The following is a 23,363-nucleotide window of genomic DNA, read 5'->3' on the forward strand; positions in this document are numbered from 1 at the left end:
CTGCCGAGGTGACCGCACTTCCCGCCGCTGTGCCCGCCGAACTGCCCGCTCTCACCGAGCGTTCCGCCGCTCTGCTGGAGGCCATGCGCACGCGCGTGGTCGTGGCCGACGGCGCCATGGGCACGATGATCCAGGCGGCGAACCCGACGCTGGAGGACTACGAGGGCCTGGAGGGATGCAACGAGATCCTGACGGTCTCGCGGCCGGACATCATCGCGGGCGTGCACGACGCGTTCCTCGAGGTCGGCGTGGACGCCGTCGAGTCGAACACGTTCGGCGCCAACTGGTCGAACCTCTCGGACTACGGCATCGACGACCGCATCCGCGAGCTGGCCCGCAAGGGTGCGGCGATCGCCCGCGAGCGCGCCGACGCGCACGCGACGCCGGACAAGCCGCGCTGGGTGCTGGGCTCCATGGGTCCGGGCACCAAGCTGCCGTCGCTGGGGCACACCACGTACGCGCACCTGCGCGACACGTTCGCCGAGCAGGCGGCGGGCCTGATCGAGGGCGGCGCGGACGCGCTGATGATCGAGACCAGCCAGGACCTGCTGCAGGCCAAGGCAGCGGTGACGGGTGGCCGGCAGGCCATGGCCGACGTCGGACAGCGGGTCGCGATCATCGTGTCCGTGACCGTGGAGACCACCGGGACCATGCTCATGGGCTCGGAGATCGGCGCCGCGCTGGTGGCGCTGCAGGCGCTGGGCATCGACTCGATAGGCATGAACTGCGCCACCGGCCCGGAGCAGATGAGCGAGCACCTGCGGCACCTGTCGCAGCACGCGGAGATCCCGGTGGCGTGCATGCCCAACGCGGGCCTGCCGGTGCTGGGGCCGAACGGCGCCTCGTACCCGCTCACCCCGGAGGAGCTCGCCGCCGCGCACACGCAGTTCGCGCGCGAGTTCGGCCTGGGCCTGGTAGGCGGCTGCTGCGGCACGACGCCGGAGCACATGCGCCTCGTGGTCGAGGCCGTGGGCGGGCGTCCCGTGGCGGAGCGCGCGCCGGTGCGCGAGAACGCCGTCGCGTCGCTGTACTCCGCGACGGACCTGCGCCAGGAGACGAGCTTCCTCGCGATCGGCGAGCGCACCAATGCCAACGGCTCCAAGGCGTTCCGCGAGGCGATGCTGGAGAGCCGCTGGGACGACGTCGTCGACATCGCCCGGGCGCAGACGCGCGACGGCGCGCACCTGCTGGACGTGTGCGTGGACTACGTGGGGCGCGACGGCGTCGAGGACGTGCGCGCGGTGGTCTCGCGCCTGGCCTCCGCCTCGACGCTCCCCCTGGTCATCGACTCCACGGAGCCGGCCGTGATCCGCGCGGGCCTGGAGCTGCTGGGCGGCCGCGGCGTCGTGAACTCGGTGAACTTCGAGGACGGCGAAGGGCCGACGTCGCGGTTCGGGCGCATCATGCCGGCCGTCGTGGAGCACGGCGCCGCCGTCGTCGCGCTGACCATCGACGAGGAGGGCCAGGCGCGCACCGCCGACCACAAGGTCGCCATCGCCTCGCGGCTGATCGACACCCTGGTCGGCGAGTGGGGCATGCGCGTGGACGACATCATCGTCGACGCCCTGACCTTCCCCATCGCCACGGGCCAGGAGGAGACCCGGCGCGACGGGATCGAGACCATCGAGGCGATCCGGCGCATCACGCAGAAGTACCCCGGCGTGCACACCACGCTCGGCGTCTCGAACGTGTCCTTCGGCCTGAACCCGGCGGCGCGCGCGGTGCTGAACTCGGTGTTCCTGCACGAGGCGACGGCGGCCGGGCTGGACTCGGCGATCGTGCACGCGGCGAAGATCCTGCCGCTGTCCTCGATCCCCGACGAGCAGCGGCAGACCGCTCTCGACCTGGTGTGGGACAAGCGCGAGTGGGACGCCGACGGCAACCTCACCTATGACCCCCTCTCCAAGCTGCTCGACCTGTTCGAGGGTGTCGATGCCGGGGCGATCCGGGACCAGCGGGCCGCGGAGCTCTTGGCCCTGCCCGTGGGTGAGCGCCTGGCGCGGCGGATCATCGACGGCGCCCGCAAGGGCCTGGAGCCGGACCTCGAGGAGGCGCTCGGCGTCGGCATGAAGGCGCTCGACATCGTCAACGACCACCTGCTGGAGGGCATGAAGGTCGTCGGCGAGCTGTTCGGCAAGGGCGAGATGCAGCTGCCGTTCGTGCTGCAGTCGGCCGAGGTGATGAAGGCCGCCGTCGCGCTGCTGGAGCCGCACATGGAGAAGGTCGAGGGCGACCAGACCAAGGGCACGATCGTGCTGGCGACCGTGCGCGGCGACGTGCACGACATCGGCAAGAACCTCGTGGACATCATCCTGACGAACAACGGCTACAAGGTGGTGAACATCGGCATCAAGCAGCCGGTGAGCGCCATGATCGACGCCGCGATCGAGCACGACGCGGACGTCATCGGCATGTCGGGGCTGCTGGTGAAGTCGACGGTGGTGATGAAGGAGAACCTGGAGGAGCTGGCCTCCCGGGGGTACGACAAGCGCTGGCCCGTGCTGCTGGGCGGGGCCGCGCTGACGCGGACCTATGTCGAGGACGACCTGGCGGGAGCCTTCCCTGGCGTGGTGCGGTACGCGAAGGATGCGTTCGAGGGGCTGCGGCTCATGGAGCCCCTGGTGCGGGTCGCCCGAGGAGCTGCGCCCGACGACGTCGGGCTGCCGGCGCTGAAGAAGCGGCGGCACGCGGTGGTGACGGTGACGCAGACGGCTGTCGAGGACCTGCCTGCTCGGTCGGACGTCGCGGCCGACAACCCGGTGCCCGACCCGCCGTTCTGGGGCACGCGGATCGTGAAGGGCGTGCAGCTCTCCGAGTACGCGGCGTTCCTGGACGAGCGGGCGACGTTCATGGGGCAGTGGGGACTCAAGCCCGGGCGGTCCTCGGATGGTGCGTCCTACGAGGAGCTGGTCGAGACCGAAGGGCGGCCGCGGCTCGCGGAGTGGATGGACCGCATCCTGACGGACCAGATCATGGACCCGACGGTGGTCTACGGATACTTCCCGGTGTGGTCGGAGGGGAACGACGTCGTCGTGGCGCACCACGGGGAGCTCTCCGGGATCGGGGCGCCTGACGGCGGATCCGGTGGTGCTGCCGGGACTGAGCGGCTGCGGTTCCACTTCCCGCGGCAGCGGCGGGACCGGCACCTGTGTCTTGCCGACTTCGTGCGGCCTCGGGAGTGGGTCGAGGAGACCGGGCGGTTCGATGTGTTGCCGGTGCAGCTGGTGACTGTCGGGGACTCTGTCTCCGCGCACACCGGGCGACTCTTTGAGGCCAACAAGTACAGGGAATACATGGAGCTGCACGGCCTTTCGGTGCAGCTGACCGAGGCGCTTGCCGAGTTCTGGCATGCGCGGGTGCGGGCCGAGCTCGGGTTCGCAGCCGAGGAGCCTTCTGGCGTGGAGGGGATGTTCAAGCTGGAGTACCGCGGGGCGCGATTCTCGCTCGGATATCCCGCGTGTCCCGAGATGGAGGACCGGCACAAGGTGGTGGAGCTGCTGCGGCCTGAGCGGGTCGGGGTGACGCTCTCCGAGGAGCTGCAGCTGCATCCGGAGCAGTCGACGGATGCGTTCGTGTTCCACCACCCGGAGGCGAAGTACTTCTCCGTATGACTTCTGGGTGGTGGCCGCCCGACCAGGTCAAGCCCGTTCTGACTGGTCAGAGCCTCGGGCGGATTCCCAGGACTCCCGTATCCAGACGTCGCTGGACGTACCTCAGCGTACCAAAACGTGTCATAAACGTGTCACAATCGCGCTCCTCGGGCGCGAAGCCCTGATCGTGACACGGTTTGGCTCTCTGACCAGCGTGAATCCGTGCGAGCCTGACACGAATTGGGTCCCGACCTGGGGCTTTATGGCGCGGTCCTGAACTCCCGCCCCTGCCGGCCGTCCTGCTGGTACTGGCGGACGACGGTGACCGCGGTGCCACCGCGACCCGCACGACGTCGCTCACGCCAAGAGTTGCGACTGCAGCGGAGCAATCTACTTCGATCGCCTAAGTGGGTGCAGACGAAAGGCCGCTCCCCCGAGAGGAAGCAGCCTTTCGTGGCAGCAACCCGGAAAACTATCGGCACGGTCGTGCCTACTGCCTGGCACTACTGTAAACGGTCTGCTTACAACCTCTGGTGCCTGCCCGTGGGCCTTCCTATCCGAGCGCGGATCAAAAATCGATAGCATGCCGTGCATGCCGGAACCCACGCGGGACGACCAGCCGAGCGTGCCAGTCGGTCCCACGCCAGCGAACGTTCCGACCGATGAGCCCACCAGCCTTCCGTTTGCGAGCGGTTCCGCTTCTCAGCCTGACGATAGCCAAGCGCTGGATCTTGCCGGCTCGGCCGTTGACGCCGATGATTCGACACAGCACCCGGCCCTTGGGCTGGACGTTTCCCTACCGGTCCACCTTGCAGCCACGGTCGAGTTCCTCGCGCAGCAGGCCCAGCAGGTCAAGGTCGAGCGTCGTCAGGAAATCGCTGCCACGCTCGTGATCGAGCTGGCTATGGGCCTACTCTTCGCCGTAGGAGTCGGGTTCGCGTTCGCGCATTGGCAGAACAGCTTGGATGACGACCGTCAGGAGGCAGCCCTTGAAGCCGACCAGCGAACTGCTGAGCGGGCCGAGGTACTTGGAAATGTTGCCTACATCCGCGATGCGCTGGCGAGCGGCGGGTCTCGAGACTTCCGCCATATGAACTTGCGCGGTGCGAACCTTAGCGGCTTCGATCTCGGCTGCGACGTAGAAGTAGAAGTGGAGCATGGCCGGCAAGCTGAGCCTGCGAACGAAGCTGATCTTGGTGACACGCCGCGAGTCAGCATCGTCGCCGTAGATGCCGCCACTTGCGCTGACTTGTCGGGGGCCGATCTCACGGGCGCAGTCCTGCAGGGCACAGATCTGACCGGTGCCCAACTCGATGCTGTGCAGTTCGCACCGACTAGTACTGCTGGCGCGCGCTTGGCGGGCGCATGGGTGCACGGGCAGTTCGACGTCGAGTTCAGCAACGCCGACCTGCGCGGAGCGCAGTTCTTGTACAAGCACGAGCGGGGAAGCGCAGTCCCAAGAATTACTGTGCGTGACAGCCGAATGGATGCCCTCTCCGTCGGAGCGTCGAACCATACGCCGAGCGACATGTACGAACCGTTCAACGTGATCCGCAGCGAAGCACTTCAGACACACTGGGCACCAGGAACCGCGGCATGCTCGGGTGAGTACCACATCGACGAAGAAGAGTCCGTCTGCATCGGCGCGGAGAAACACGACGAGGCCCATTTCCCACTCGATGAGCAAGAAAAGTTCTACGACGCACTCGGCTGCACCCTGACCCGCGAGCGTGACACGCTCGTCACCACTTGCTATTCGTTTGAATCACAACTCGATGAATGAGAAGGCGCCCCCAGCATCGAGAGACCGCCCGATCCGCCGTTTCAATGACGCGGAACGATTGGGCACAGGCGCGATCTGCGGGCAGGATTAGGACACCTCGGATCACCGCGCCGACGTCACCTCACGAGGCCACTCGCTGACTTGCCGGGAATCGATCGCCAGCACGCTGAGTACGGTCTGACATGACTGGCCACGCGACGCACCAGGCACAGGCGACGGCCTTTGCCTGCGATGCCACAGTGGAGGAACTGGCCACGGTCTTCAATGGTGGCGGCCGCACCGGGCACAGTGACGAACTGCGCGCCATGATCGTCCACGAGCTTGTACTGGCCGGGCACGACGTCCTGGACCACCCCGCCGTCGGTCGTTGGGCACGTCTGGATCACTGGCTCCATCACGGGCTCGGATGGCTGCCACTTGTGCTGGCAGACTTCGAGAAGCCCGACCCTCGGTCCGAGAGGTTCGACCAAGGATGGGAGGCACTGATCGCTGACAAGTCCGTTGACGCCGTCGGTAGCAACCTTGAGATGGTCGAGACAACGACCGTGGACTTCACCGACCGTGCCGGACTGCCGTTCGCACACTGGGCCGAGCACTCCAACGGCAAGATCGACGCCCACGAGTACCTCGCCGCGGACACGGTCCGCGACAAAGATCTTCGCGGCCTACTGGCCCGCGCGGCACCCGTGTTCCTCGCCAGCGGTGAGGTCAGCGTGCTCCGGGCGATCCCAGCAACTCTTGGGCAGGTCTGGACGAGGCTCCACGAAGCCGGCAGCGGCTCCAGCTTCTACGGGCCTCGCCAGGGCGGCGCCTACGGGAGGCTGCACGCCTGGCAATCGATCGCTGCGCTGACTGGTGCGCTAACTACGGCAACCCCCGGTGACGTCGCCAACCTGGCCCGCAGGTTCATCTCCTGCCGTGAGCGGCTGGGACTTCCCTGGGACTTGGGGCCGGTGAGAGCTTCGAAGTCGCCGGCCGAGGACGGCCGACAAGGCGGGCGACCCTGGTGGGGCTCATCGCCAGTGCGCACGACGGCCGTCGTGCGCTCGTTCAGGATAACGGCGGAGTCGGGACGGCACAGTTTGGCCCGATCCGAAGTCGTGACGCGCGACCGACCATGTGCTATCGCCGCTGCTCGCCGGCTTCGGGTGCCCGGAGGTGGGCCGTGCCATCCATCCGCCCAGGAGCAAAAGGTCGATACCGGCTGGACCCCGCGCTCCTGAGCCACAGCGACGTCGACAAGGCCCGAGCACAGAGTGTCTGCAGCGCAGCACGCCGGTGGCGAGGCGGTCGCCGCAATAGTGCTGACCCGCGAACATCCAACGCTCTAGGCGCCGGGTCCGACAGCGCGGCCACCGTCCGGACCGCCCGCCGCGAAATCAAGTCTCGCGACTTCGATGGACACAGCGCCCAAAACAGGCAACGATCGCGGTCGTGGACGGCCCATTGAGGCAAGACTTCATGCAGAGCCTCGAACGCTCGCTGGCACGCCAGCAGTGGCGGATGGACAGCGCGAAGGTGATCACGGTTTTCGCGCTCGGAACGGCCACGGCCGCGTCAGTGGCGTCGTGGCAGGAGCTCGGCCGTAGCGGCCTCAACATGGCCACCTGCTTGGTGCTCTTGTGCTCACTCCTGTTGCTCTTCGCGACATACAACGCTGACCGTCTAGAAGAGCCCGATGCGCACGCCATCATGATCACCTCGCGTGATCTCGGGTGGACGGACGGCGCGATCAGGGACGAGTTCCTGCGGCGTCTTTACGAATGCGTGCTGGTGAATGAAGATTATCTGCGCGAGATGTACTGGTTCGCGCGGGCCCAGGTGCTCACGTCGGTGGTCTCGGCCGTCCTGAGTTGCATCGCGATGCTCGGAGAGCGGTAGGGAGGGAACGGTGGAGCTCACACACACACGCAAGACCGGTTGGGGGCTACTCCCACTCCCCGGTCACAAGCGACGTCGTCTTCGTGCTCTCGCAGTCGTGGACGAGGTCCTCGGGCCGCGACCCACAGCCACGCGCAAATCCCGCATCCCCGACACCCTCCAACGCCGCGGCACGCAGGCACAATCCTTCTCCGTCTCGCTAGAGGAGCGTCTCGCGATCGCCGTCAAGGCGGTGGCGGATCGGGGGGCTGCGCTGTCTGGCCTCGCCCCGTCGTTTGCCGGTTCACCGAGCGAGTCGTTTGTCCGCACACTCGTCGACGCCAGCCAGTTTTCACCGATACAGGCTGCCGCTTTGTCGGCGGTGATGAGCGGGCGAGACTTCATCGGGCATGTTCCGCAGGGTGTCGACCGGCAACTGGCATATGCGATCCCTCTCCTGCATCAAGTCGTGGCTCCGGGTGAACCGGGCTACGACCAGGTGCCCGACCCCGGTCAGCCGCAAGCTGTCGTCCTCGTACCGACCCCGAGCCTCGCCGTCGCAGTCGCCGAACATCTCGCCTTGGTCGGGGTGTCAGCCAGACGCATCGTCCGCATCGAGTCGGTAATCCAGGGCTTGGGGCCCAATCAGGAGGCAACTGCCCGCGCACTTGGCTCTGACGTCATCGTCGGCACAGTGGAACACCTGTCCAGCATGATCGGCCAGGAGAACCCGAGCTTGGAGCATGTCCACGTAGTTGTCCTCGACGGCGCCGATGAAATGGCCAGCCTCGGAGTGCTGCCCGACGTTGAAGCCTTCCTCGGGCGAACCCCCGCCCACAAGCGAACCATGCTGTTCACCGCAACGATGCCCGACGACGTCGCAGCTTTGGCCCGACGCATCATGCACCTACCGTTGACGAGCCCTGCACGCGTATCGGACCCAACTGCGGACGACAAGTCAGAACCCACAGACAAGTCCGATACCTCTTCGCCACCGGCGCGCCGAACGTCCAAACGCGACTCGTCAACCGCCTGACTCCTAACAAGCCGACCACAAGGGTGACGTCATCGCGGTCGAATGCAGCGGCAACTACGCCTGCCGGAAGGTATGCATTTGGCTCCCTCGCAACGCTCGAAACTGGCCCGTCCAGCCGCTAACCGGCATCGACCACGCAGTTAGAGTGCCGGTAGCGTCTGGCGGTCTGATGCTGCTGACCTCGGTGTCAGGACGCACCCGTAGGAAGCGCAGGAGGTACGGAAGCTCTGTCCGTCCCACCCCACATCGGCGCTCACCTCGATCGCGATCGGCTCGACGAGGGTCAAGTCGACAACATTCCCCCCAGTGGCATGGAACCGCGCCAACGCCGTCCGGGGCACCTGGGCCGGCCACGGATGCTTCCCTGCTGGTGGGACGAGCCACGGTGTCAGCGCACGACGTGCCGATGGTGACGAGAGCGTTGTCCGTCCCACGATCCGCAGCTCGCCGTCGATCGTGAGGCCCGCGATGACTACTTGTGGCCATGAACGCGCTTCACCGCGCTGACCTGCTGCGATGCCCGACCAGACGCGAGATCGGGCACCAGTGGGGTTTCATCGATCGGTAGTCGTCGCCACCGGTCAGAGCCGGCGAGCACGATGACGGCAGCGAGGTGGGCTAAGTCATCTGTGTGCGAGGCGTTTGCCTCGCGAGTTCAGGCTAGCGGTTGGGGCGGCACGGCCCGCTTCCGAGGCACCGGCCGGCCTCTGTCACAGGGAATCAGCCGGACTTGCGGCGGAACATCTTCTGTTCCGCGGGAAGCTCCTGGGACTGCTCGCGAGGCGCGTTTCGAATCCGTGCTGCTGGCCGCGTTGGGCGGTCAGAACGGCTTGATTCTGCCGTTCCCGGACTGTACGACCCAGAGTGCCACGACAACGCGACAGTGGGCAACCGTGGGCGTCAGTGGGTGCTGCAAGTGTGTCATTTCGCGTGTCAGACAGGCCCGGAGACAGGCAACTGTGTCACGAACCGTGTCAGCCAACCGCCTCCGGCAGCGCGCACCCACCGCGCCAATTCTGTTCTGCTCCCTGGGCTGAGAGTTCGCACTCTGGAACCGGACGATCAGCGCGTTGAATCCCCGGCGTCAAGACCTCGTCGATCGTCCAGACCGGACCCGAGGATGCTGGGTTTCAGACGTTGAACTGTGCATTGTTCCCCTGACCTGCTGGTTCGCTGTCAGCCGGAGCGCTGTGGGGGCACCATGGGGGAATCAGGGCTGCGTTACCGCTCCCCCACCGATGAGGATCAGCTCGACAGCGGCGGGGTGCTGATGATGTCGGCGCCGCGAGGTTGCAACGCCAGTTTGGACCCTACGCCAAGAGCCGGCGGAGCATGGAATGCAGAACGGCGAGCGTCGACGAAGTCAAGTGTCGTGGCGACCTTCGCCGTGCCGATCTCGGGGTTCGGTCCGAGTGGTTCGACGAGCGGTGAAGGGTCCCGCCGACCGCATGCCTCCGCCCTCTCACGAGGTCGGGTTGCGGTCCAACGTCGGATCGCGCGATGCGCTGCGTCGGAAGCGGGCACCGGCCCCCGACGCGCCTGGCCGGGAGTCACGGGTGGGTTCTTGTTGCTCGACTCAGTACCCAATGGAGAGCACACCCACATGCTGTCCCATTAGACGATCCAGAAGTCAGCGCGTTCCTCGAGCCGCCGACGCCCGAGGATGACCATCTCGTTGGCGGCGATGGGCGATAGGGGGTAGATGCGGACCTGGTCCGTGTCCTTGTCGATGAGGCGACGCAGGCTGCTGCGCAGACTGCGAACCTCCTTCTTCGTGGGCAGGGCGATCTCGAACACGCTGAGCTGGACTCGGGCGCCGTGGACCGCGAGCAGGTTCGAGATGGCGGTGCGGCGGTCGTCATCGGGGATGTCGTAGCAGATCAAGAGAATGTGGACCACGGCTATCGCCAGGTCATAGGTGTGTACACAGGGGTACGGTCGTCGATGACGTCGGCCAGGTGGCGCGCCTGAGTCGTGAGTGCTTGGCGGTAGGAGATACGTCGCCCGGTGGGGTGGTGCGCCACGGTGAGCATCCGACGCTCGTACGCGGCCAGGAACAGGTGGAGGGTATCTCGGTCCATCCGGCAGCCGCGGTCTTCGACTTGCGCGAAGCCTGCAGGGCTGACCTTGGCACTTCGGGACAGGCTGAGGACCACGGGATCGACGATGATGGGCCGGAACTCCTCGATGAGGTCCAGCGCGAGTGATGGTCGGCCACGTTGCATCTCGTGCAGGAAGCCGGCGGCGGGGTCGAGGCCCGCGAGCTCGACCGCGCTGACCGCTTCCTGGGTGAGGAGCGTGTAGCCGAAGGAGAGCATCGCGTTGATCGGATCGGGAGGAGGGCGTCGACGGCGGTGGGTAAAGGCCCAGGTGTCGCCGAGGATGCGACCGAGCCCGGCGAAGTAGTCGCGGGTGGCCGCGCCCTCGGTCCCCATGAGCGATGCTTCGGAATCTGCAACGAGCGCGGTACCCCGAGCTGCGCGCAGGCGGTCCGTGGCCATTTCGATGTCTTCGACGTGACCCGATCGAGCTGCGCGCAGTAGGCCCGTACGCATGTTGGCGATTTTCGCTGCGACGAAGATTCGAGCGAGGTCGACCTTCTCTGCGCGCTTGTCGACGAGGCGATGCTGCTTGTGGCGGAGTTCGACACCAGGGCTGCCGGTACCGTGCAACCGGCCGAGAAAGTCGCCGTCCTCCTCGGTGAGCACGACTTCGATGTCGTGCTCCAGCGCACGGCGGAGGAACGGACTGGTCAGCGTGGTCGGCGCGGTGCAGACGACTTGTTTGACACGGTCGTACGGCACGGACAACAGCTGCCGGTCTCGGTGCATGACCCGCAGCCGGCCGTCGCGGGAGCGGATCGACGACCCAGGCTCGGTGACGTAGACAGTGGCTTCCAGCGGCGAAACGTAGGTGGTCGTACCCGCCTGGGAGCGGGCAGTGACGGTCTGGCCCGGAAAGTCGACACCCTCGTCGAACGACTCGATGCGGGACTTGTCCTCATTGAGTTCAAGGTCCAGTTCCCGCAGAGCCGACTCAATGAGTTCAAGCACCCGCTCGCCTGCGGCATGCGTGGTGACGGGCACCGCGAAGTCGTCGCTGTAGCGCAGGACGCGATGCCCGTGGCGGAGCATCGCGCGGTCGAACGAGTCCAGGGGAGCCCGCTCCCTCCCGTCTTGACCAACCATAAGTCCCGCCCTGGAGCGACGCGCGAAGCGAAGCAAGGTTCGCGAACAGGTCACGGCTGTACGCCACAACCTGCTCGTTCACCCTCCCGTCCTCCAGATCATTCACCTGAACCTCGCGCCAAGCAGCGAGCAGGGCGGCCTCCGCAATGACTTGTTCAAACAGGTCAGGCACTCGGCCCCCTCATGAGAGAGCAGCGAATCAGAAGAACACATTCGGGCTTCAATTCCGACAGAACAGCGCGAGCTCTTCAACCTCAACCCGGGGTCTCACCCCGTTTCCATGCTCTTCGGGCTTCAATTCCGACGGAACGTGGAGCTCAGCAACATCGACGATGTGCTCAGCGAGACGCTTCTATTGCCCTTCGGGCCTCAATTCCGACGGAACAGTCGCCGCTCTTATCCTCGCAGTACCGGTGCTCTTCATGCTTTCTATGACCTTCGGGCTTCAATTCCGACGGAACCGCCACATCACGTGGGGCTGGTGGACGCGCGAGCTCGTGTTTCCATGCCCTTCGGGCTTCAATTCCGACGGAACGCACAGTAGCGGCGAAGCAACACCACCGTGGGCATCGTTTCTATGCCCGTCGGGCTTCAATTCCGACGGAACAACGGAAGCGGAAGCTGACCATCCTGCAACCTTTGTTTCCATGCCCTTCGGGCTTCAATTCAGACGGAACCCAACGACGAAGGCACACGAGTTTATCACCGACCAGGAAATACGTTGCTATGCCCTTCGGGCTTCAATTCCGACGGAACTCTTCGCCGTGGAAGGCCGTCGTGACCTGTGACGATGCGGCCCGTTGCGCGCCGCGTCGCCCGATGAGGCTATCAGAGCTGTGACGCCCGTCACTTTTCGCCCCGATTTCCTTCTGACCTGGGCAGATGTGTCACCCGGGGTCTCACCCCGTTTCCATGCCCTTCGGGCTTCAATTCCGACGGAACGCTTCCCGCATCATGGGCAAGACCGCTCAGCCTCGCGCTTCTATGCCCTTCGGGCTTCAATTCCGACGGAACCGTCATCCAGGCCAACTGGGACGCCCTCGCCGACGGTTTCCATGCCCTTCGGGCTTCAATTCCGACGGAACGGTGCGCTTCTCGATCCCCACGGGTTCGTCAAGGACAGTTTCTATGCCCTTCGGGCTTCAATTCCGACGGAACACGCACGACAAGATCACTCCGATCGACGACGACGCTGCGCTCAAGTTTCTATGCCCTTCGGGCTTCAGTTCCGACGGAACTCTTTGCTTTGGAAGGCCGTCGTGACCTGTGACGATGCGGCCCGTTGCGCGCCGCGTCGCCCGATGAGGCTATCAGAGCTGTGACGCCCGTCACTTTTCGCCCCGATTTCCTTCTGACCTGGGCAGATGTGTTGCGCGCTGACTGCCGTCGGTGGCACGCGGGTGATGCACCCTGTTTCGCCGCTCCGACCCCTCGAGCACCCCAACTCGCGAGGCGTCCCGAGGTGCTCCGGGCTCAGCACCAAGCTCGACGCTGACCCACCCGAGACCGTGGGTGGTCTGGGCACCAATACCCGCAGTATCCGCGAACACAGCCAGCGTTGCAAAGACCCGCTCCAGGTCCTGGCCAGCAGCACGGGCCAGACCGAATCGTGCCTTGCCCAGAAAACCGACTCGAATTGCTCTCCCTTGGTCGACCTGACCACTCTCGATCCGGGGTTCGCTGAGGAGGATGCTGGCGAGCAGAGCCTCGATCGTCACCGACCGAAAGCTGGCACCATCAGGCGAGAAGGTGTTCCAGCGGCGCGCGAGACTGGTAAACACCAGCTCAGGATCGGGCAGCGGGATCTGCCGGTCCCCGCGCGAGAAGTACGTGACCGACCGGAACGTCAACTCCGCCGGGGTCGCGAGGGGACAAATCCTCACTGGGTAGAGACGGGCCGACGGCACGTGAGACCCAGGGCGCCCTCCTCCCGAAGGCAAGGTCACCCCCACTTCACCCGCGCCTGGGGGACTTGCGCCTTGTGCCGCCATACGTCCCCAGGTAGTCCTAGGTAGACGCTTCGCAACCTGGTCATCGACAGGTTCCTGGGTGGGCTGGTCCGGGCCTCAATCCTCTGGCCTGGGATCTGGTCGTTTCGTACTGCACCTCCTGTTCCGCACGTACTTGTCGACCCTTGGAGCGGCGTCATGCCGGATGTCTTCGTCAACCCGTACACGTTCGTCGGCTTTCCGGCTACGCCCACGGAGCACCGGCGTCAGGCACCGGCTGGACACGATCGCATTGCGTCAGACAGGTATTCCGGGACGATCGAGGTAACGATCACGGCGTGTAGCCCGCTGCTGCTGCGCAATGTGCACGCCGACGAATCAGGCGCCCAGGGCAACGTCCCGACCAGCAGGTTCCCCCGGCGAAACTTCCCCGAATCCGGCAATGAGACTCAGCCATTCGTGCCTGGGTCATCGTTGGCGGGTGCGGTGCGGTCCGTACACGAGATCCTCGCGGGCGGGTGCCTGCGAGTGTTCGACGGCGACTTCGTGCCCGGTTACCGCGACCGTGCCCGGTCACGTGACGCGAGCTGGAAGTTGTTGCGCATCGTCACCGTCGACGACGACGGCCGCCCACTCACCGTCCAGACCTGCCAGGAGGCCGTCTGGATCCCGGCGCCCGCAGCAGCCGCGGTGCTCGGTGACCACTCGCAGGTGCGCACCGGCGCTCACCTGCGGGTAGACGGCACCCCCGAGAAAGTCACGTTCGGCAGGGCGGGCGCGAACAGCGTGCAGGTGAGCCGTCTGGAGATCAAGAACCCGCAGGACATGACTGCCCCGTCGGCACAGGATCCGGCACGCGGCGACAGCGTCCTGCTGGTCTCGCCTCCCGGTACTCGCAAGAAGGCACTCAAAGACGGGGATCGTCTACGCCTGGACAAGAACGGCAAACCGATCCCCGGCGGCTACTTCGTCGCTGCGGGTCGCCTGGCCTCGGAACCGCTCCCGGCGATAGTGAGCGACGACGCGTGGCAGGGCTATCGTGCCGCAGCCGCGGGCGCAGACGACGTGCGGCAAGACGACACCGTCCCCAAACATGACGCAGCGAGCGTGCCGGTCCGGCACCCTGACGGGCGCCTGATGGGTTACCGGTTCCGTGTCCGACGGCGCCTGTACCCCAGCCAGGTGGTCTGGGCCCGGTACCGCCACGCCGGCGGCGGGGTCGAGGTCCTGGAACTGGCGGTGTCGGCCATCTGGCGTCGCCCCGGCCGCGGTGCTGCGTCCACGCGTGTACCGCCCCACCTGCTGGCGTGCCGATCCGCCGACGATCTGTGCCCAACATGCCGGGTCTTCGGTTCAGTGGACCCAAACGGTCGCGACTCCGCGCAGGCGGAGCAGCGTGCCTACCGCGGGCATGTCCGGTTCGGTGACGCTGCCCCGGTGTCGATCGCAGGGATGACGACGGTCCACCTGCCCCCACTCGGTGCCCCGCGCCCGGGCGCTGGGCAGGCCTACCTGGACACCGACCTCGACCAGTTCGAGGCCGCCGACCAGGACGAACTCGGGTACCGGGAGTGGGGCTCGTCCGCCGACAACAAGAGCAACCGTCAGCTGCGCGGGCGCAAGCAGTACTGGCTCACCGGTCAGGCAGGCCGGCGCCCCTACTTCCGGGCGACCGAACACAAGCCCGGCGCCTTCCACCAGGAGCATGCCGGGAGCTCGATGCTCAGCACCGCCGAGTCGGTGAATGCCGAGTCGGTCTTCCAGGCCCGGGTCACGGTCGAGAACCTGTCCGCCGTCGAGCTGGGTGGCGTGGTTGCCGCGCTGGATCCCGCCCTGCTCTTCGCTGCTCTCGGGAACCCCGGGAAATCCACCGATGACCAGTACGGATGGCACCTCGGGGGTGGGGCACCGCTCGGGTTCGGGACAGTGTCCACCGACGTCGTCGTCGACGTGGCCAGGCCGGGCACCCGGTACCTGGGCGTACCCGAGGAGGCGCCCCTTAACGCGGAATCGGCGGTCGCGGCATTCGTGGCCGCGCACCCGTGGAAGACCGCCAGGCCCCTGCGCAACGTCTGGCCACACGCCCGCGCCGCGCTACGGCTGGACCGGGCCGAGCCGGAGCTGGTCTGGTACCCACCAGCCCGTGAGTTGTCCCCGCAGAGTCGGCCGTCCCCGGCAGACCTGAAGCCGAGCTTCGAATTCTGGAAGTACTCCGACGGCGCCTCCGACCGCAACCAGGAGAACCCCTTGGCCTACTTCCCGACGGCCGGGGACGACGACGTCCAGATCGAACGCCGCACACGCCCAGTGCCCCGGCCCGGCCAGGACGGCGGGAGGCGCCGGTGACAAACGTCTACGTGGACACCGCGGTGGTCCGCATCCAGCAGTACCTGTCCCGCACCCCGACCCTGCGCGGCTACCGGTCGGGCAGCGCGGCGATCAAAGCTGCCACGGCCGCTGCCGTCGTCGACCCGGTGGTGGCAGGTCTGGCGGAGGTCAACCCGGAGGCGGGCGAGGCGGACGGTGTGGTCAGCGTCTGGTTCGCGGCCTCCTCGCCACCCGACCCCGCTGCCGACGAGGCCATGGTTCGGCAGGTACAGGACCGGCTCCTGACGCACCTGCGCGAGCACCTCCCGGCGGCCCACCTCACCTCGGTCCACGGGTACGGCGAGAACTACCTGGAAGCCGTGCACCAGCAGATCAAGGCCCGTCGAGCCGCCGGGGAGGCTCGGGTGGACCTCCCGCCCGTATTTGAGTTCCAGGCGGTGACCAGGTGCGACGTCTGCCACACGGACCCGGCGGTGAGGTGGCACAGGGTCATGGGCGACAGGCAGCGCCTGTGTCAGGACTGCACGGTGCGCAACGTGAGCCTGGCCCAGACACGCAAGCAGCCCACTGACCCGGACCCGGACCTCGCCCGTACCGCCGAGCAGGAGCTGCGCCACCGGCTGGACGAGGACCGCGCGCCAGGCGCTGGCCTGGCCGATCCGCCCGACACGTTCGACGAGCTCGCCCGGCTCGGCAGCTCGGGTTCGGGGCGCAACCACCTGGCGACGGTGTTCGCCGACGGGAACGCCGTCGGCGCGTTCTTCGACGCACTGGCCACGGCCACCGACCCACAGATGCAGTCCCGTAAGAAGAAGGTCTCCGCGGACCTGAACGAGGCCACCCAGCAAGCGCTCGCGCAGGCGACCGGGGCGGTCCTCGGCGATCGGAACATCCTGTCGGTCGTGCCGCACGTGGCGGGCGGTGACGACCTGATGGTCACGCTGCCGGCCGAGCACGCGTGGCGGTTCACCCTGACCTACCTGAGCGCGTTCGCCGAGTGGATGGACGTGGCCGCGAGCGACCTGCTGGACACGGTCAACGCAGGCCGGGCCATACCGCTTGCCCCGATCTCAGCGTCAGCCGGGATCGTAATCTCCGACAGCTCCTACCCGTTCACCCTGGTGGTCGACGCCGCGGCCCGCATGCTCCGGCAGGCCAAGCGGCACACCCGCGGCAGAACACCGGCCGTGCAGTGGCTCGACATCACCACCGATGGGCACGACCCGGCACACGAACCGGCCGACCTGGCCCAACTGCGTGTCGCAGCGCCGCACCTGGACCGGCTAGCCGGGGTGCCGCAAGCACACCGCAACGCAGTCGGCGTCGCCCACACGCAGGCGGGAGCGCTCACCGCGCACACCGTGGCACGCCGGGTCGGCGACCACCGCCTGGCGATCGAGGCCTTCCTACCCGCCGGCGCCAACCTCGACCAGCCGGAGCCCGCCGGGATGCCGCTGCCCACAGCTCTCAACCTCGTCAGGTGGTGGCCCCCGTCATGACCGCACTGATCCTGGACCTCACGTTCCATTCCCCGTTCCGTGTCGCCACGGGCCTGGCCCGCCCGGGTCTGCAGGACACGATCGACCCGCAGGACCTCCTGCCGGCCACAACCCTCAAAGGGCTGCTGCGTGCCTCGGCCGAACAACTCACCGAAGACGCTCTGCACGGCGAGCCGCTGGTCGGGGCGGTCTTCGGTACCAAACGGTCCGCCTCCCCGTGGGCGTTCGGATCCGTGGAGTGGCTCGCACCGTGGCAGACGGTAGTGCGTACCAGGGTTGCACTCGACCCCGTACAGGGCGCCGCCCGCCGCGACGCCCTGTACACCGCAGAGGAGGTCGCGTTCTCCGACACAGCACCGGTGCCGCACGCCCGCCTGCGGATCGACCAGTACCACCCGCTCCCACCGGACCTCCCGGAGCGCGAGGACCATCTGGTCGTGCTGTCCTGCGCCGCCGCCGGGGTGCATCATCTGGGCGCCGACCGACGGCGCGGCCTGGGCTGGGTCACCATCACCCCGCACCACGCCGACGGCGCCCACGCAGTCACCGCCGCCACGATCACCCGGCTGCACGACCTGTCCGCGCGGCCCGCCTCGTCAGCGCACGTGGTCCCGGAGGACACCGATGCTTGAGGTCACCATCACCCAGGACCAGGATCTGCACCTGGGCACGCGCCCGCGGGGCACCGCCCCGGCCCTCACCCACACGCACGTACCCGGCGCCACCCTGCGCGGCGCGCTGGCCACCGCCTGGCTGCGACAGCACGGCCTGCGCACCCCCCACCCGATGATGGAGGCGTTCACCGGTCTGTTCGAGGGACTGGTCACCTACGGGCCGCTGCTAGTCGACGGGTCCGACGTGGTCCCGTTGTCCGTCCTGGGCTGCAAGTACGACGCCTGCGACCTCATCATTGACGAGGCCTTCCAGGAGCCGTCCGCGTGCGAGTGCGGGCCCCTGGTCCCCGACCGCGGCGGGGTCCGCCATGCCGAGGCGCAGGGCGTGATCGTGCAGCGGACCCGCCTCGAGCTGAACGATCAGACCCAGACCGCCCAGGAGGGGCAGCTCTACACCCGGCAGGCACTCGGCGGCAGCACACCCACCGGGGCACGACGCCGGTTCACCGGCCGCATCGGCGAGACCAGCACCCTCGACCAGGCCGGCCTGGAGTTCCTGACCGGGACGCACACCCTGTGGTTCGGCGGCAAACGGGCAGTCTCGGGCCAGGTCACCTACCGCGCCCGACAGCTCGATGAAGACCGCCCGGATCTGCCCGGGCCGACCGACCGACTCGTGCTGCGTTTCTACTCGCCGGTCGTCCTGACCGACTCGTCGGGCCTGCCGGTCGATCCCACCGAGCCCGCCCAGGTGCTCGGCGCCGTCGGCCACGACCTGGCCGAGGTGCTCGGCACCAGTGTCAGCGCGGTCGAGCGGATCTGGTACCGGGGAGACGCCGAGGGTGGCTGGCACGCGGCGTCGCGCCTGTACAAGCCCGTCGACGTCGTCCTGGCCGCGGGCACCGTCATCACCGTGACGCTCACCGACCCGGTCGACGCATCCGCCGTCGCCCGGCTGGAGAGCCACGGCCTCGGGCTGCGCCGCGCCGAGGGCTTCGGAGCGGTGCGGGTCGCGACCGGCCCCTGGCAGCCCCCGGCACCGCCCGGAAGCACCACGGCCGACGACGCCAATAGTGATACCGATGCCGATACCGCCGATCTGACCGGGCAGACGATGACGGCCGCCGCACGTGCCGAGACGTACGCCCGCCGGATCATCGCGGCCGGGATCGGGCCCTGGGCGGCCAAGCAGGTGCGCGAGTACACCATCGCTGTCCTGCGCGAGGGTGCTCCGCGCAGCGCGGGCCTCGCCGGGTTCCCCCGCGTCCAAGCGCTGGAGGCGAGCGACCGCCAGGTGTTCACCGATCTGCTGTCCGAGACCGATCAGGTGCTGGACCGCACCGCAGCCTTGCTCGACGCCTTCGTCCGGGAGGACCAGTGACCGTCGTCAACCTCGCCCAGGCCACGCTTCGCCTCGAGTCCGCAGGAGGGGTCACCGCCCCAGAGACCCGCGGTGTCGGGAGCGTCGTCCTGCCTAGCCTGCCCCTGGCCCGAGACGTGGACGGCCGGCCGACGGTACCCGCCACGTCGATCGCCGGGTCCCTGCGCCAGGCTGTGGCACCCGCCGACCGGGACGGTCTGTTCGGGCACGTCACGTACACCTCCCCCGAGAAGACCCGCACGGCGGTCTCCCGGCTATGGGTGCTCGGCACCCGAGTGACGCCGTCGGCGCTTACCACAGAACGACGCCGGACCGCCGTCGACCGGCACCGCGCCGCCGCCGCCGCAGGCGCTCTGTTCGACCGCGAGGCACTTCCTGCCGGAAGCACGATCGAGGTCTGGCTACGCCTGGACGACACCCCCGACCAGCGCGGCGACATCGCGATCGACGACCTTTTGAGCCGCTGGCGGCCACGCATCGGCGCGGGCCGCAGCACCGGCCTCGGACGTGCCGTGGTCACCCAGGTCCGGCACGTCCGCCTGGACCTGTCCGACGACGGGGACCTGCTGCGCTGGCTCACGACCGGAGGACCGGCCCTCTTCGACGACGTCGCCCCCACCCCGGTCACCGCCACCGACGACGACCAGCGCCTGTTCGCCGACGAGAAGTTCGACGGCCTGCTCACCTTCGTCGTTACCGACGCCCTTCACATCGGATCCGGCCGTCGGCAGAACGACGACGAAGGCCCGCGCACCGCGCTGATCCTTCGCGACGGCAACCAGCCCATCGTGCCCGGATCCACCTGGAAGGGCGTGCTGCGTAGCCGCGTCGAGCTCGTCCTACGGTCGGTCGGGTCATTCGGTGTCTGCTCCTCGGTCAGCGCCGACGGGCCCTGCGGTACCTGCCCCGTGTGCGAGACGTTCGGCTGGACTGCCCGCGACCTCGGGGACCGCACGGTCGTGGGCGCCCGAAGTCGCCTGGCGTTCCTCGACTCCTCCGTGACAGGCGCCACGGTCCGTACCCGCAACCACGTCGCGATCGACCGCGTGTTCGGCGGTGCGTCCCGTGGGCTGCTGTTCTCCGAGGAAGTGGTCGTCAGCGGCCAGGTCACCTGCGACCTGCGCTGGGACGGCTCCTTCGATGCCCCGCCCGACGGCGGCCCGCTAGGCCTGGACCCGCTGGTGCGTGACGCGCTCGTGCTCGCGTTCCAGGACCTGGCCGAGGGGATCGCTGGGATCGGCGCGGGCACCACCCGCGGCAACGGCACCCTCACTCCCGACCCGCTGACTGCCCGGTGGCTCGACCGCGAGGCACCGGCCGCACGCGCCCGGCTGCGCGAAGCCGTTGACGCCTTGGAGGACGTATGACCACCACGACCACCGCCGCCCTCGTCCGCCACGGCCGCCACGACTGGCATCACGTGCGCCACCTGCTGGCCGGGGCGGACTGCCTCTGGGCCGACCTCGACGGCCTGCACCTGACCACCGGACGCGACCTGCCCTCCGCCACACCTGTGGCAACCCACTTGTGGGGCTGGCAGCAGGACGAGTCGTTCCGCATCCGGTTCGACCGCGCCAACGCCCTGGTCGCGTCCCTGCGTACCGGCCCGACGACCGGCGGCGCACCATACGACGGCACCGCGGTCGACGACCTGCCCACCACCCTGGTGACCGTCCGCATCAGCGATGGCCTGCCCTGGACCGAGGACCGACACGAGGTCGGCAAGCTCCCCCAGGCCGTCTACAACGCCCGGTTCGAGCTGCTGGAGATCGCCGGCGCGGCACCGGTCACCTTCGTCCGGGCCGCTCTGCGTCCCTGAGGAGACTTGTGCCCTTTACTGTCAAGCCCTACCGCACCCCCTGGTGGACCCTGCTGCGTCGCTACCTCGCTACACCGCAGGGACAGGGCACCGTCCTGGTCGCCGTCTTCGGCGGCGCCGGCATCGGTCTGGTCCCCAGCATCACCGAGCGCCTCGTCGACTTCCTCCCGGAGGAACTCGTCGGCCAAGAGTGGCACGCCGTGATCTTCGCCGCGGTCGCGCTCCTCGTCTTCCTGCCACTGGCCGTCCTGGGCTGGAACCGGGCCCACGCCCGAGGCGTCGGGGTCGTGATCAACCTCTTCCCCAGCCCATCGGTAGCCCGGGTGGAGCAGACTCGCGCGGCCTCCCGTGAGAACCACGACATGACCCTTTACATCGATCCCCGTCCCGCCGTGGGCGACACCGACGCCCGCCCGCTCGCGATCCGCGCCGCCGAAGCACTCGACAACCACGTCCTGGACTCGGTGAAGAACCTCGACCAGACCGACGTCTCCCTCTACCCTCTGGCGCCGCTGTACGACGGCTTCCAGCTCGGACGAGCCCTGTGGGACTTCCGGCCCAGATCACTGACAGTCATGCACAAGCCCCGCGTGATCGCGGCCCCCGCCGTGCGCGGGGTCCGGCTCAGTGCTGAGCTCACCCGTCCAATGCCGTCCGCCGTCGCATCGCTCGCGCAACCACTCCTCGATGTTCCGCACAACCTGGACGGAGGCCTGTGCACTCGGGTCGAGGGCGTCGACGACGCCGACCGGCATCGCCTGGCCCTGATCATCGACCTGATCAACGATGGCCACGTCGTGCCGAACGCACTCCACGTCGCACGCACCGGGCAGGTACACCTGCCCCGCACCGGCAGACACACCGGGTATGTCCTGGGCCCCACCCCGCACGACGACGGCGACTCCTGCGCCGCGACCGTCGTGATCCAGACCCGCACCGACTCCCTGGACGAGGCCAGCCCAGATGCCTTCGAAGCCGTCGCCCGCACCATCTACCAGACCTGGCGAGAAGCACGCGCCGAATGGGAGCGCACCATCGGACACGACGACATCGAAACCCGCATCTTCATCGCGGCGCCCCTCGCCATCGCGATCGCCCTCGGCTGGGTGCTGCACAACGAGGCAGCAGTGCACGTGGTCCATCACGTCCGAGCGCTGACCGGGTCGACCCGACGGGATCCCGCCTGATGCCCTCGCGCTGGAAGCTCCTGCTCCGTCCGCACGACACCACCCGGACCACTCAGGTGCCGCCCACCCAGCTCCATGGGCTCGCATGCGCGATCCTCGAACGAGCCGGAGCTGACCACACTGCCCAGACCAAGCCGTTCTCCGTCGCCCCGCTCTTCGCCGCACCAGACAACTCCGGACGCGCCCTGCTGCAACTCGGATGGCTTGACGACGGCAATCCACCCGGTCTCGACCGCCTCGTCGGCCGCGAGGTCCGACTCGGCTCGCAATACTTCACGGTTGACGACACACACAGCGAAATGACCTCGTACGACGCGCTACGCTCCCTCGCCGCAACGCCGGCGGCAACGTTCGAGTTCCGCTCAATCACCTACTTCACACGCGACCGTATCCAGATCCCGCTGCCCGACCCTCGTCTCGTCTTCCAGAGCCTGATCCGCCGCTGGAACGCGTTCAGCACAGTGCCGCTCTTGGCAACCGACGCACTCCTCGATGCCGTCATCATCACTGACACCGAAATCCACACCTCACCCATCGACCTCGGCAAGTCCACCCGCACCGGCTTCCGCGGCACCGCGACCTTCCAACTACTACGCACTACGCGGCACGACCTTGCCTCGACACTTGCCACTCTCTCGAGCTATGCCGACGTCGCCGGCGTCGGTGCGCAGACCACACACGGACTGGGCTGGGTCGCTACCCACCGACCTGATCGCCCTCCGAGCAAGTTCCTCAACAGGGAAACAGCCACAACGGGCTTCCGAAGCCACCGCGTACAGAGCATCCGCACAGGTCAGATCTATCGCGGCGAGTAGTGTGACCTCCACATCATCAGCCATGTGCCCTCCGACGGGACAGCTACTCGCAATCGTCCCTATCACCGCCGGTCAAGACAGCCTTCCAAGGCGAAGGATTCCGCCGGAATTAATGGCCCCAAAGGCGCAGAAACTTCCATCGCTCCTTGCCGCTCCAACTTCCTTCTCGTCCCGCCCGAATTGGCGCCCGCAGGGCATAGAAACATGTTCCAGTAGGTGTGGATCACTTGACCGTAGCGATTCCGCCGGAATCTATGCCCGCAGGGCGTAGAAACATCACCTTGACTGCCCCACGGACGTATTGCGACGTTCCG

The 23,363-nt window shown here is 67.6% G+C and carries 16 protein-coding genes; 13 read left to right on the forward strand and 3 right to left on the reverse strand.

What is annotated here, in order from left to right; genetic code table 11:
* Positions 1 to 83 precede the first annotated feature (83 nt).
* The 5 genes from metH (at position 84) to ACFO6V_RS07095 (ending at position 8,269) form a co-directional block, all read left to right on the forward strand.
* Positions 84 to 3,611: a methionine synthase gene (gene metH, locus ACFO6V_RS07075; protein WP_377135186.1), complete on the forward strand. Its 3,528-nt coding sequence runs from the start codon at positions 84 to 86 to the stop codon at positions 3,609 to 3,611.
* Between the two features lie 571 nt (positions 3,612 to 4,182).
* Positions 4,183 to 5,373, forward strand: coding sequence for a pentapeptide repeat-containing protein (locus ACFO6V_RS07080; RefSeq protein ID WP_377133638.1), 1,191 nt, complete (start codon positions 4,183 to 4,185; stop codon positions 5,371 to 5,373).
* A 182-nt stretch (positions 5,374 to 5,555) separates the two neighbouring features.
* Entirely contained in the window at positions 5,556 to 6,596 is a 1,041-nt protein-coding gene (locus tag ACFO6V_RS07085; RefSeq protein WP_377133640.1) for a DUF6183 family protein, read from the forward strand.
* 238 nt (positions 6,597 to 6,834) lie between these two features.
* Complete coding sequence (locus ACFO6V_RS07090; RefSeq protein WP_377133642.1) at positions 6,835 to 7,254, forward strand: hypothetical protein; 420 nt, start codon at positions 6,835 to 6,837, stop codon at positions 7,252 to 7,254.
* Between the two features lie 97 nt (positions 7,255 to 7,351).
* The gene (locus ACFO6V_RS07095) at positions 7,352 to 8,269 is read left to right on the forward strand and encodes a DEAD/DEAH box helicase family protein (protein ID WP_377133644.1); all 918 of its coding nucleotides are present in this window, start codon (positions 7,352 to 7,354) and stop codon (positions 8,267 to 8,269) included.
* A gap of 1,614 nt (positions 8,270 to 9,883) precedes the next feature.
* On the opposite strand, the gene cas2 is transcribed toward ACFO6V_RS07095, so the two are convergent.
* The 3 genes from cas2 to cas6 (ACFO6V_RS07110) all read right to left on the reverse strand — a co-directional run bounded on the left by cas2 (position 9,884) and on the right by cas6 (ACFO6V_RS07110) (position 13,307).
* Positions 9,884 to 10,168 (reverse strand): CRISPR-associated endonuclease Cas2, encoded by a 285-nt coding sequence (gene cas2 / locus ACFO6V_RS07100; RefSeq protein ID WP_377133646.1) that lies wholly within the window; start codon positions 10,166 to 10,168, stop codon positions 9,884 to 9,886.
* A 2-nt stretch (positions 10,169 to 10,170) separates the two neighbouring features.
* Entirely contained in the window at positions 10,171 to 11,403 is a 1,233-nt protein-coding gene (cas1, locus tag ACFO6V_RS07105) for a CRISPR-associated endonuclease Cas1 (RefSeq protein WP_377133648.1), read from the reverse strand.
* A gap of 1,382 nt (positions 11,404 to 12,785) precedes the next feature.
* The gene (cas6, locus tag ACFO6V_RS07110; protein WP_377133650.1) at positions 12,786 to 13,307 is read right to left on the reverse strand and encodes a CRISPR system precrRNA processing endoribonuclease RAMP protein Cas6; all 522 of its coding nucleotides are present in this window, start codon (positions 13,305 to 13,307) and stop codon (positions 12,786 to 12,788) included.
* A 297-nt stretch (positions 13,308 to 13,604) separates the two neighbouring features.
* Between cas6 (ACFO6V_RS07110) and ACFO6V_RS07115 the strand changes: the two genes are divergently transcribed.
* The 8 genes from ACFO6V_RS07115 to cas6 (ACFO6V_RS07150) are packed head-to-tail and all read left to right on the forward strand — an operon-like array spanning position 13,605 to position 23,049.
* Complete coding sequence (locus ACFO6V_RS07115) at positions 13,605 to 15,752, forward strand: TIGR03986 family type III CRISPR-associated RAMP protein (protein WP_377133652.1); 2,148 nt, start codon at positions 13,605 to 13,607, stop codon at positions 15,750 to 15,752.
* The gene (locus ACFO6V_RS07120; protein WP_377133654.1) at positions 15,749 to 17,233 is read left to right on the forward strand and encodes a Cas10/Cmr2 second palm domain-containing protein; all 1,485 of its coding nucleotides are present in this window, start codon (positions 15,749 to 15,751) and stop codon (positions 17,231 to 17,233) included. Before ACFO6V_RS07115 ends, ACFO6V_RS07120 begins: the two co-directional genes overlap by 4 nt.
* Positions 17,230 to 17,865, forward strand: a complete 636-nt coding sequence (locus tag ACFO6V_RS07125) for an RAMP superfamily CRISPR-associated protein (RefSeq protein ID WP_377133656.1) — start codon at positions 17,230 to 17,232, stop codon at positions 17,863 to 17,865. The genes ACFO6V_RS07120 and ACFO6V_RS07125 overlap by 4 nt, the downstream gene beginning before the upstream one ends.
* A complete protein-coding gene (locus ACFO6V_RS07130) occupies positions 17,858 to 19,228 on the forward strand; it encodes a hypothetical protein (RefSeq protein ID WP_377133658.1) in 1,371 nt (456 codons plus the stop codon). The genes ACFO6V_RS07125 and ACFO6V_RS07130 overlap by 8 nt, the downstream gene beginning before the upstream one ends.
* Positions 19,225 to 20,595: an RAMP superfamily CRISPR-associated protein gene (locus ACFO6V_RS07135; RefSeq protein ID WP_377133660.1), complete on the forward strand. Its 1,371-nt coding sequence runs from the start codon at positions 19,225 to 19,227 to the stop codon at positions 20,593 to 20,595. The genes ACFO6V_RS07130 and ACFO6V_RS07135 overlap by 4 nt, the downstream gene beginning before the upstream one ends.
* Positions 20,592 to 21,047 carry a hypothetical protein gene (locus ACFO6V_RS07140; protein ID WP_377133662.1) on the forward strand — a complete coding sequence of 152 codons (456 nt, stop codon included), beginning with the start codon at positions 20,592 to 20,594 and terminating at the stop codon, positions 21,045 to 21,047. Before ACFO6V_RS07135 ends, ACFO6V_RS07140 begins: the two co-directional genes overlap by 4 nt.
* An 8-nt stretch (positions 21,048 to 21,055) precedes the next feature.
* On the forward strand, positions 21,056 to 22,234 hold the full coding sequence (locus tag ACFO6V_RS07145) for a hypothetical protein (protein ID WP_377133664.1): 1,179 nt from the start codon (positions 21,056 to 21,058) through the stop codon (positions 22,232 to 22,234).
* Positions 22,234 to 23,049 (forward strand): CRISPR system precrRNA processing endoribonuclease RAMP protein Cas6, encoded by an 816-nt coding sequence (cas6, locus tag ACFO6V_RS07150; protein WP_377133667.1) that lies wholly within the window; start codon positions 22,234 to 22,236, stop codon positions 23,047 to 23,049. The genes ACFO6V_RS07145 and cas6 (ACFO6V_RS07150) overlap by 1 nt, the downstream gene beginning before the upstream one ends.
* Positions 23,050 to 23,363: the final 314 nt, after the last annotated feature.

The sequence above is a fragment of the Promicromonospora alba genome, from assembly GCF_042654905.1.
Classification (GTDB): Bacteria; Actinomycetota; Actinomycetes; order Actinomycetales; family Cellulomonadaceae; genus Promicromonospora; species Promicromonospora alba.